Source organism: Candidatus Cloacimonadota bacterium (genome assembly GCA_016932035.1).
In the GTDB taxonomy this organism is placed as follows: Bacteria; Cloacimonadota; Cloacimonadia; order JGIOTU-2; family JGIOTU-2; genus Celaenobacter.
The window spans coordinates 24,667-35,748 of sequence record JAFGDR010000034.1; the positions used below are offsets into that span (position 1 = coordinate 24,667).

Here is an 11,082-nt window from a genome sequence, read left to right on the forward strand (position 1 = left end):
AACTCATAACCATGAAAAGAACTATTCCTCTGATCGTAGTCCTTTTTTGCCTTTGTTCCACACCAGCTTGGGGGCAGTCTCTCTCAACGGTTTACAGTCATATTGCAAAAAATGAGTTCGAAAAGGCATTCATTCTTCTCAAACCAATGCTGGAAAAGTGTTCAAACGATGAAGAGCGAGTTGAGATCCTGTTCCTGCTTGGGCAATGCTCCGATAATTCTAATGATGCAACATTATATTATAAGAAAATTCTGGATGAGAAACAAAATGCGTATTCAGACAGAGCACTCATTCATCTTGCAAAGATCAATTTGACACATGAAAATTGGAAAGATGCAATAAAATATGCAAAAGAGCTACTTGCAAAGACCTTTTCCTTGTATTATTCTGATGCTCTCTTCATCGATGCTCAGGCACATTTTTGTAATGGTGAATTTTTCCCTGCTATCACTTCATACAAAGAGTTCATTAATATTTCTCTCGACTCATCAAAAAGAGAGCTTGCAATGCTTAACTGCGGAACTGCATACTATGAATTAAAGCAATATTCAAAAGCAATAGAAAAGTTGCAACAACTGCAGGATGAGAATCCTCAAAGTAATTTCTCACCGTATATTTATTACATGCTTGGACTTTGCTATCAAAAAAAAGAACAATACGAAGAATCGATTTCCTATTATAAAAAACTCACAAATGATCATCCCTATTCCCAGTATGCTCCTCTTGCAGAGATGCAATTAGTAACCTTAATAGAGGAGGGGCATTATTCTTCTTCTTTAACATCACTTCCTCAGATCGATGAATTTCTTATTAAAAAATACATTGTTCAACTTGCCGCCCTTGAAAGTTCTACTAAAGCACACAAAGCTCAAGAGGAATATGAAGAACATGGCGTAAAAAACACTTTTATTTTCACAAAATCCGTTAACGGAAAAATATTTTACGCTGTCGGGGTAGGTCCGTATGCAACCGAAGAGGAAGCGCTCTATAAAAAAAGCCTTCTTGCACAGAAAAACATAAGCAGTTACTTGTATAAAAAACCATGACAAAGAAACCTCCAGAAACAGCAGAACATACCCCTCTTATGAAGCAGTTCCTGAAAATAAAAAAGGAACAGCCGGATGCACTGCTTCTCTTTCGTATGGGAGATTTTTATGAAACCTTTTTTGAGGACGCAAAAACTGCTTCCAGACTGCTGGGGATAACACTAACCACTAGGGACAAGAAAAAGAAAAATCCGGTTCCTCTGGCAGGATTCCCTTATCATGCGCTTGAGAACTACCTGAAAAAACTACTTGATAATGGGCTAAAAGTTGCAATCTGCGAACAGGTCGAAGATCCTAAAAAAGCAAAGAAACTGGTTAAGAGAAAAATTGTTGAAGTAATCACTCCCGGAACGATTCTCGAAGAAAATTATCTCAAAGGAACTGGAAACAACTACCTGAGTGCCGTGTATGAAGGGCAAAACAACTGCGGCATCGCTTCGATCGACATATCGACAGGTGAGTTTTCGTGCACAGAAGTTCCGACAGAAAGAATTGTTGATGAATTAGTCAGAGTCCATCCAACTGAAATATTGATTCCCGAATCGATGGAGTTCGACTTGCAAAAAAAGATCAAAGTCTTCTACACACCTTCTTTTACCGAATATGAAACTTGGCGATATGATTTTCCTGAATCAACCGATATTCTTAAAAAACATTTTAAAGTTCTATCCCTCGATGGATTCGGTCTTTCGAACAAGAAACAGGCTGTGTGTGCTTCAGCTGCGATCCTATCATATATTATGGATTTAAAGGAAGGTGACCTCTCGCATATCAATGCCATTACATACTATTCAAATGACCAGTTCGTGCAGGTTGATGCGCTTTCAAGACACAACCTTGAGCTGATTGAATCCATGCGAACACGTTCGAGATATGGCACTCTCCTTGAAGTTATAGATGAGACAAAAACTCCGATGGGTGGACGAAAACTGATCAACTGGATGCTCAATCCGCTCATGGAAAAGAAGTTGATCGACAAGCGGCTGGATAGTGTTGAGGAATTACTGGAAAGAAGTAGTGCAAGAAATAATGTGATCGAGATTCTCCAGGAAATCGGAGATATCGAACGGATTATTAGTAAACTCGGAACGAATAAAGCGTATCCTCGTGATTTGATAGCTTTGAAGAATTACCTTGCGCTTGCACAACCACTTGGTAGCCATATTGCAGGATCAAGTTCAGAGTACCTTCAGTCTCTGTATGCATCTATACAAAATTTCGATGAAGTAATACTTATTATTGAAAATGCCCTTATCGAGGAAGCTCCCCTCACACTGCAGGATGGCGGTATCATCAAACAAGGTTATAATGATGATCTGGACGAACTGAGAAGCAAGAGTAAAACAGGAAAAAAATGGATTGCACAGCTTGAACAAAAAGAGATAGAACGTACAAACATCCCAAAATTGAGAGTGCGTTACAACAGTGTTTTCGGCTATTATATTGAGGTTACAAAATCTTATTTGGACAAAGTTCCTGTAGATTATATACGAAAACAGACACTGGTCAATGCAGAACGTTTTATTACACCTGAACTAAAAGAATTCGAGAACCAGGTTCTCGGAGCAGAAGAACGAAGTACTCAACTCGAATATACACTTTTCCTTGAGATCAGGGATAAATTGAAAAACTTTATTCCCAGGTTTCAACAATTTTCAGAAGTCATCTCAACGCTTGATGTCTTAACCAATTTAGCTCATAATGCATTTTACAATCATTATATAAGACCTGAAATTCACAATGGGCATGAGATCTCGATCGAAGAAGGAAGGCATCCCGTAATTGAGAAGCTATCCGCCAGCAACGAATTTATACCCAATGATACATTGCTGAACAATACATCTGATAGAATACTCCTGATAACCGGACCGAATATGGCTGGGAAATCAACATATCTTCGTCAAATCGGATTGATCATTATCATGGCGCAGATGGGCTCATTTATTCCTGCCAAATCCGGGAAAATAGGAATAGTTGATAAAATTTTTACCCGTGTAGGTGCCTCTGATAATCTTGCATTAGGGCAAAGCACATTCCTTGTTGAGATGATCGAAACTGCGAATATACTCCACAATGCAACACCGAGAAGTGTCGTACTCCTTGATGAAATCGGACGTGGAACGAGCACATTTGATGGATTAAGCATTGCATGGGCTGTTGTCGAATATCTCCATGAAAATAAAAAAGTTGCAGCGAAAACGCTTTTTGCTACACATTATCATGAGCTAACCGAACTTTCAAATGTATATAAAGGTGTAAAAAATTACAACATAACTGCCAAAGAGTATCAAGACAGGATTATTTTCTTAAGGAAAGTAGTGCCTGGCAGTGCAGACCAGAGCTATGGTATCCAGGTGGCAAAGCTTGCAGGTATTCCTCAGAAGGTTATTGAACGTGCCCAGGATATTCTTGAGGAATTAGAAAAAAGTGAATTCAATGAATCCAGCATTCTTGAGAAGACAAAAAGAAAGAAAGCAGAGATAAACCAGACATCATTTATCGAAGTGCTCTCACAAAAAACCAGTAAAGAAAGAGCTTTGATCGAGGAGTTGAAAAACCTGAATGTTGATGACCTCACCCCCCTTGAAGCAATTACATTTCTTTCACAATTGAAAGAAAAACTATAATACCCTATTCCTCTCTTTCTCCTAAAAGTTGTTTTATTTTCTCTAGTTCCTCATCAGGAATTATATGAATCCCTGTTCCATCCTCAGGATATTTTTCAAGTAAGCGTAAAATCATCTCACCTTCTTCGACACTAACTTGAAAATGTTCTTGGTGAGGAGTAGGTGGCTGAAGTACTTTCAAGGCATTATTATCAATAGTAAATGTGAAATAAAATGATTCACTTTCATCTTGTTTATTTGTAAAAACCACATGTATTGTATAAACAGAATCATCAAGATCAACCTCATATTCCAAAACTTCCTTAATCTCAAATTTGGGATGATAATCGCTTATATCTTTTTTTGAAAAATAATAAAACATTTTATTCAGCGTATTGTTTTCTAAGTTTTTTTTGAATCTCAAGATGAATTTTCGTACAATATCATTTATTTGAGGACTTAGAATTTTCTTTGTTGCTATCATTCCAAGCTTTTTGTATGTTTCAGCTTTGATCTTACGATTTATTCTCGACACTCTCTGTCTAAGTACTTCATTTGATTCCCCTGTAATCTCCACCATTGATTTTAAATTTGTTTCACATTGGATATAAAGAATGTAAGTTTGAAGCTCGCTTTGAGTTAATTTACTCTTTGCAAAGTTAACTGCTTCTATGAGATCATCTCTTTCATCATTCACAAAATTAATACTTTCAGATATTTTAGTTTGGATTTCTTGAGCCACATTACCTTGCATAACTTGCTTTAATTTAATTTCTGCTTTTATTTTATCAAAATATTGATGACAGTAGTTCTTGCTTGTATTTATGATCCATCCTTCATGGTTAACAGTTTCAATCTTATCTCGTTTTAGTAAGTAAGAATAGATGGTTTGTGAAGCAATGTCTTCAGCAACATCGATGCTGCCAATCTTATACAGCCCTAAGTTATATGCAAGTTTGTGGTACCTTTTCAATTTATCAGCATCAGTTTCAATTTTTTTTTTCATTTTTGAATTTTTTTGAGTGGTGTCGTCACAAATCTGCATTTTTCATGATATAAAAGTAAATATCTTGAATGATTTCAAGTCGATATTATCAATTTGTTCTCGCATCATTTGTTGCAGTTGTGTTTCATTATGATATTGATGTTTATTTCATGGTTTTAATAAAGTAATTTATAGTCTTGGACTGTTATATCATGAAATTATCTGTCAATATTTGATAATCTAATAATTTAATAAAGAAAGGAGTATTGCATGATTATAAAAAAAATTTATGATGGTAATGGTGGTTTGTATACCGTAATAATATCCGATGGAAAAGTATTCCTCGGTCATGACAAAAAGAAATAGCAATGACATTCTATTTATTTACCTAATTTACTTATTTTTTGAGTGGTGTCGTCACAAATCGGTATTTTTCACGATATATAAGTAAATAATTTAAAATCTATAGTATGAACAGAATTAAATGAAAATTAAAAAATCAACCTAAACATTGTTTTTGCAATATGTTAATAATTTTGTTTAGCGGATTATAATTCAATGTTCTCGGTATGAATCTATGAAAAATGAATCTATTAAGTTGTTAAATAGTCTGAATAAAAATAAATCAATAAGGAGAACGACATGACTATTAAAAGAATTCACGATGGTAATGGAGGTGAATATATTGTAATTATTTCAGAAGGAAAAGTGTTTTTAGGTCATGAAAAGAAAAAGTAATTAACAATAATAAAGGAATCCATACCATTATTTTTTTCTATTTTTTGAGTGGTGTCGTCACAAATCGACATTATTTATGATATTATTAAAACAACAAGAAAGGTGTAAGACATGAAAAAGAAAGTTTTAGCAATATGTTTAGTAACAGCCATCGTGCTATTATTTAATTCTACTGTATATGCAATGACAGGCAATGAACTTCTAACCTTATGTAATCCAGATGATGCGGAAATCATTACACAATACCTTGATTTGAATAGTGATTATCCTGTTATCACAGAACCAATTTTAACCAGTTACAATAGTGACGATATTATCTATGAAGCCGCTGTTAATACTCCAAATGGACAAAAGTATACTATCATTATTGTTAATGGCGTTATTCACGTTCTAAAAGTATAATATATAAGGAGCAAACATGACTATTAAAAGAATTTATGATGGTAATGGTGGAGAATATGTTGTGATCATTTCTGAAGGAAAGGTTTTCCTTGGACACGAAAGAAAATCAGCCGAGGTAAAGGCATAATATAATTCTTAAAATGTATGAAAAAAATTAAGATATTGATCGTTGAAGATGAAGCTATAATCGCACTACATCTGAAAAATCTGGTTCTTCGTCTGGGAGACTACGAATGCGCATCTGTTGGAAGTGGGGAAGATGCTGTTGAGATATCAGAGACCATGAATCCTGATGTTGTATTCATGGATATTAATCTCAAAGGTTCCATCGACGGCATTGAAGCAGCGCGTCAAATTTGTAGAGAGAAATACATACCGATCGTTTTCGTTTCTGCATACAGCGATGAGGAGACGATCGAAACAGCCAAACAAGTCAATCCTGCAGGTTATCTCACAAAACCCATACATGCTCATGTTCTTCAAAGAACGTTGGAGTCTCTTTTAAAGGAAAATTTTGAAGAAGAAGTTATAGAAACCTACGAGGTACAGGATGTGAGCACTAAGGAGTATGGAGGTATTTTAGAGACCCCAATCATGGCACTCCCGCATTCATTCTTCACCCCGAAGAATGAATGCGGGAGCTCTCTCCCTGAATATAGAAGAGTTGGATAATCTTTTAGAAATCGAATAGTATTTATTCTTCTAAGATTGATTATATGTGGATATAATGTATATTCAGAAAACTTAAAAAATAATTAACACCATTCTGGAGTGAATATATATAGCGCAAAATCTTGACACAAAATTTATTAAATTTGACCTCAATCCCTATGAGTAAAAATATACTAATTATCAACGGACCAAATCTCAATTTCCTGGGGAGATCGGAAATGAGTATCTATGGAAAAGAAACACTCGCTGAACTTCATTCAATAATATACCAGTGGATTTCAGAACAGGAATGGCAAGCACGTTTCTTCCAGAGCAATAGCGAAGGTGAGATCATCGATTACATTCAAAATAATTTTGAATGGGTTGACGGAATTGTAATTAATCCCGCTGCACTCTCGCACACCAGCATTGCGATCTATGACTGCCTGAAATCGATCAGTGTGCCGGCTATTGAAGTTCATCTATCAAACATTTATCACAGGGAGGAATTCCGCAGAACCTCGATCACAGGGCTGGCATGCAGGAAAGTGATTGCAGGTTTAGGAGTACAGGGATACATCGAAGCATTAGAGGATCTCCAGAAAATTCTTTAATGAATGTATGCCGTGAATTGAACCAGATCTACGATCTCCTGCTTGATCGTTACGGACCGCAGTATTGGTGGCCGGGTAAAACACGAGACGAGATCATCATCGGGGCGATTCTGACTCAAAACACTAACTGGAAGAATGTTGAGAAAGCAATCAATAGTCTAAAATCGGAAAACCTTCTAGCGCTTTATTCGATCGAACATTCATCATTAGATCTGATATCAAAGTGCATCAGATCTTCCGGGTACTACAATCAAAAGGCAAAGCGCTTGAAATCTATCGCACATTACTTTAATCAATATGGCTATCAAGTTTTTATTGAAAAATCTATCACTAATTTCCGTAGTGAACTCCTCTCCATTAATGGTATTGGACATGAAACAGCTGACTCGATCCTCCTTTATGCGTTTGATAAACCAATTTTTGTCATTGACGCATATACAAAAAGGATATTCCACAGACTTGGCTTTTTACCAAAATCCCCTTCATATGATGATGTTCAAAGATTCTTTATGAATAACATTCAGAAGGATGTAAAACTCTTTAACGAATATCATGCTTTGATTGTCCGCCATGCAAAAGAATGTTGCCAGAAAATTCCTCAATGTTCAAATTGTGTTTTATTAAATTCGTGTAAAGTTAAGAAGAAAATAGTATGATCTCTGAGAAAAACTCATCAAAAACACGTCACATTTTTATCGTATCCGATGCTACAGGTTCGACCTGCGAAATGGTTGTCAAAGCAGCTCTCAGCCAGTTCAAGACAACGAATGTGTATATTCATCGTGTTCGATATGTACGAACAAAAAAAGAGATCAAAGACGTAATGAATGAAGTCATGGAAGTTGATGGGATCATTGCTTACACACTAGTATCAGACGAACTGAGGGATCTTATCTTTGATGAGAGCAGAAAATGCGCAGTACCTTCCATCGATGTTATGGGACCGCTTCTGAGCAGGTTTACCGATTATCTTGAAATTTCCCCAATGGCAATCCCCGGCATGTTTAGAAGTCTGGATAAAAGTTATTATGAAAGAATCGAATGCATCGATTTCGCAGTCAAACATGATGATGGCAAGAAAGTGAACGATCTCTATAAAGCTGATATAATCATCGTTGGACCCAGCAGAACCTCAAAAACACCCATCAGCATTTACCTTGCGTACAGGGATAACAAAATTGCCAACATACCAGTCATCCATGGCATTGATCTCCCCAAAGAATTATTCCAGGTTGATCAATCTAAAATTGTTGGTTTGACAATCTCACCGAGTCGTCTAAAAACAATTCGTGAGGTGCGTGCAAGCAGATATAAACATGTTCAATTGTCAAAATATGTTGATATCGACATCATCAAAAACGAAGTTAAAGAGTGCATGCAATTGTACAATAAATATAGCTGGAAAGTAGTCGATGTTACCTCAAAATCAATTGAAGAAGCTGCGACTGAGATCATGCGTTTATTTAGTAACAGAAAGTTTGACAGCACCTATGATGAAAAATTGAGTGACGAAGATGAATAGAAAAAAGAGTTGCTTCCTAATAATTCTTGTTACAATCCTCATTATTGGATGCACAACGAAATTCGATAAAGCGCAAAGGGAAAAACAGGAAGCAATCACGCTATCGGTTTCGGAAAAAATCTCAACAAACCTTGATGAACTCATAAACATTCTTCTTAAGACATTACAAGAACCAGCTGATATAAATACACAAAATTTCAATTTACTCTCTCAAGGTTTTCCCGAAATCACAGCACTCTTTCTCTATGACAACAATCTCGAACTCACAGGAAAAGTCCCTTCTGCTGTCATCGATGACGATATCATAGAAAACTGCTTGACTCATCAAAACATCAAAAACATCTCATCAATAACAAAACCTTTGATCGGGCATTCGCTTAATAAAAATACTGATGTTTTTATTTGTATTACGATTCCTTTTCTATCGGATAAAACTGAAAAAAGAGATATTATCATTGTTCTTGTCAATACGGAAAAATTCTTCTCCCGTATAGAAGATGACTACATTACTCCCTACCCTTATTCGTTGGTTGTCATTAATGATGAGCAGGATGTGGTATATGATTCTGATCCAATGAGGATTGGCAGAGACTTTTTAACGAAGAAGGATTCAAATGATTATGATCTTGCTCTGGGAAATCTTTATAACATGATGACGGAGAATGCTAATGACTTTTTCATCACAAATATTCAAGAGCAAGAGCAAACACTGAAGAAGATTTATACATGGAATACGATTTATCCTTATGGTGAGACATTCTATATTACCCTTGTAAGAAATGTAAGTAGAAATACATCAAAAAAGACCAAGAATATTTTTTTACTGTCATCGCTCCGCAGTTATGCAATCCAGGATACTCTTATTGACCCTATCATCGATGACGAACCCGAACAAGTTCGCATGCTACTGAGACACATTTATGATAATAATCCTGAAGCATATGTCATTCAACTTGCTGATACAACAGGCACAATTATTAATGGTTGGCCGTCATGCAATTCCATCGTTGGTTATTGCAATGCACAGAAACGTAACAAATCCTTTGACAATGCGCTATTTGAGGTAATAAGCACAAAAAAAGAGATCATTACTACATCTGCCTTGCTTGAGGGAGGAGAAGGAAAAGTAATGTTTATTCCCATACTTGTGCACGAAGAACTTTATGGTGTATTGATCGCTATTGAACCGGAAGGAAATTAATATGATCACAGTTAGAAAAGTAGAAACAAAAAAAGATTGGAAGGATTTCATCGATCTTCCGTTCAAGTTGTATAAAAATGATAAAAATTGGGTACCTCCTTTGAAGAAGGACATGCTTTTTAAACTTGATACAGAAAGGCATCCTTTCTGGGAACATGCTATCCGAGAAGTGTTTCTTGCTGAAAAAGACGGTCAAATTGTTGGGAGGATTGGAGCAGTTATTGATTTTAATTATAACGAGTTGTGGGATGAACACATGGGTGCGTTCGGCTTTTTTGAGTGCATTAATAACGAAAAGGTCTCACACGCTCTTTTCGATGCTGCGTATAATTGGCTCAAAGAGCATAGAGCAGAGAAAATGCGCGGACCGCTCAGTCCCTCACAAAATGACGAATGTGCATTTCTTCTTGAAGGATATGACTCACCTCCCGTCATGATGATGCCCTACAATCCGCCTTACTACCTGACACTTACAGAAAAATACGGGATGAAAAAAGGAAAAGATCTGTATGCTTTTTTTAAATCACATACCACACCACCATCTCCCCAGATACAGACTGCTGTTGATCGACTCAAGCATAATCCAAGTATTTCGACTAGGCATGTTAACCTGAAACAAATGAAGGAAGAAGCTCACATTATCAAAGAACTTTATAATGAAAGCTGGCAGAAAAACTGGGGTTTCTCACCCATGACTGATAAGGAATTCGACCTCATGGTTGAAGAACTCGCAAAAATTGCCGATGATCACCTTGTGTGGTTTGCCTATTACAAGGACGATCCAGCCGGTGTTTCAATAACGCTTCCTGATTATAATCCTGTTTTTAAGAAGCTTAAAGGTACACTCAGTCCGATTAGTATTATTAAATTCTTATATTACAGACGAAAAATCGTAGGAACCCGTGCAATAGTATTTGGTTTCAGGCAGAAATATCGAAGGTTCGGATTACCAGCACTCCTCTATCATGAAACTGAACAAGCGGGTTTGAAACGAGGATATGAGTGGTGCGAACTCTCATGGAATCTTGAGGACAATGACCTTATTAATCAGTTCGATGAAAAGGTCGGGGGTAAAATTTATAAGAAATATCGAATTTACGAGATGCCCATTTCGTAATGATCATGTTTTGATATACTTGTAAAATTGATATTAATAAAAGTACAAGATTGATCTAATAAAACAATTTCTGCCCGGGATAAATAAAGACAATATATTTTCCGTTTCTCATTGTCGAGGACAGGTCATTCATCTTGATCAGGCGGTCAGAGGAAATATTGAGCTTCGAAGATATTGAAGAAAGTGTATCACCATTTTTA

Annotated in this window: 11 protein-coding genes; 9 read left to right on the forward strand and 2 right to left on the reverse strand. The window is 36.2% G+C overall.

Features of this window, described 5'->3' with window-relative positions; genetic code table 11:
- The first annotated feature begins 11 nt into the window (after positions 1-11).
- Both JW794_05975 and mutS read left to right on the forward strand, forming a co-directional pair.
- Positions 12-1,046 (forward strand): tetratricopeptide repeat protein, encoded by a 1,035-nt coding sequence (locus tag JW794_05975; GenBank protein ID MBN2017657.1) that lies wholly within the window; start codon positions 12-14, stop codon positions 1,044-1,046.
- Complete coding sequence (gene mutS, locus JW794_05980) at positions 1,043-3,673, forward strand: DNA mismatch repair protein MutS (protein ID MBN2017658.1); 2,631 nt, start codon at positions 1,043-1,045, stop codon at positions 3,671-3,673. The genes JW794_05975 and mutS overlap by 4 nt, the downstream gene beginning before the upstream one ends.
- 4 nt (positions 3,674-3,677) lie before the next feature.
- Here the strand turns inward: mutS and JW794_05985 are convergent, their stop codons facing one another.
- Positions 3,678-4,658: a sigma-70 family RNA polymerase sigma factor gene (locus JW794_05985; GenBank protein ID MBN2017659.1), complete on the reverse strand. Its 981-nt coding sequence runs from the start codon at positions 4,656-4,658 to the stop codon at positions 3,678-3,680.
- Positions 4,659-5,486: 828 nt separating this feature from the next.
- Here JW794_05985 and JW794_05990 point away from each other — a divergent pair.
- The 7 genes from JW794_05990 to JW794_06020 all read left to right on the forward strand — a co-directional run bounded on the left by JW794_05990 (position 5,487) and on the right by JW794_06020 (position 10,882).
- A complete protein-coding gene (locus JW794_05990; GenBank protein ID MBN2017660.1) occupies positions 5,487-5,777 on the forward strand; it encodes a hypothetical protein in 291 nt (96 codons plus the stop codon).
- Positions 5,778-5,921: 144 nt separating this feature from the next.
- Positions 5,922-6,449 carry a response regulator gene (locus JW794_05995; GenBank protein MBN2017661.1) on the forward strand — a complete coding sequence of 176 codons (528 nt, stop codon included), beginning with the start codon at positions 5,922-5,924 and terminating at the stop codon, positions 6,447-6,449.
- Between the two features lie 158 nt (positions 6,450-6,607).
- Positions 6,608-7,042 carry a type II 3-dehydroquinate dehydratase gene (gene aroQ, locus JW794_06000; GenBank protein MBN2017662.1) on the forward strand — a complete coding sequence of 145 codons (435 nt, stop codon included), beginning with the start codon at positions 6,608-6,610 and terminating at the stop codon, positions 7,040-7,042.
- A complete protein-coding gene (locus JW794_06005) occupies positions 7,042-7,698 on the forward strand; it encodes an endonuclease III domain-containing protein (protein ID MBN2017663.1) in 657 nt (218 codons plus the stop codon). The genes aroQ and JW794_06005 overlap by 1 nt, the downstream gene beginning before the upstream one ends.
- Positions 7,695-8,564 carry a kinase/pyrophosphorylase gene (locus tag JW794_06010; GenBank protein MBN2017664.1) on the forward strand — a complete coding sequence of 290 codons (870 nt, stop codon included), beginning with the start codon at positions 7,695-7,697 and terminating at the stop codon, positions 8,562-8,564. Before JW794_06005 ends, JW794_06010 begins: the two co-directional genes overlap by 4 nt.
- Entirely contained in the window at positions 8,557-9,765 is a 1,209-nt protein-coding gene (locus tag JW794_06015) for a hypothetical protein (protein MBN2017665.1), read from the forward strand. Before JW794_06010 ends, JW794_06015 begins: the two co-directional genes overlap by 8 nt.
- Positions 9,761-10,882, forward strand: coding sequence for a hypothetical protein (locus JW794_06020; GenBank protein ID MBN2017666.1), 1,122 nt, complete (start codon positions 9,761-9,763; stop codon positions 10,880-10,882). Before JW794_06015 ends, JW794_06020 begins: the two co-directional genes overlap by 5 nt.
- Positions 10,883-10,937: 55 nt before the next feature.
- Here JW794_06020 and JW794_06025 read toward each other — a convergent pair.
- The coding region (locus tag JW794_06025) for a LysM peptidoglycan-binding domain-containing protein (protein ID MBN2017667.1) at positions 10,938-11,082 on the reverse strand (145 nt) is incomplete at its 5' end.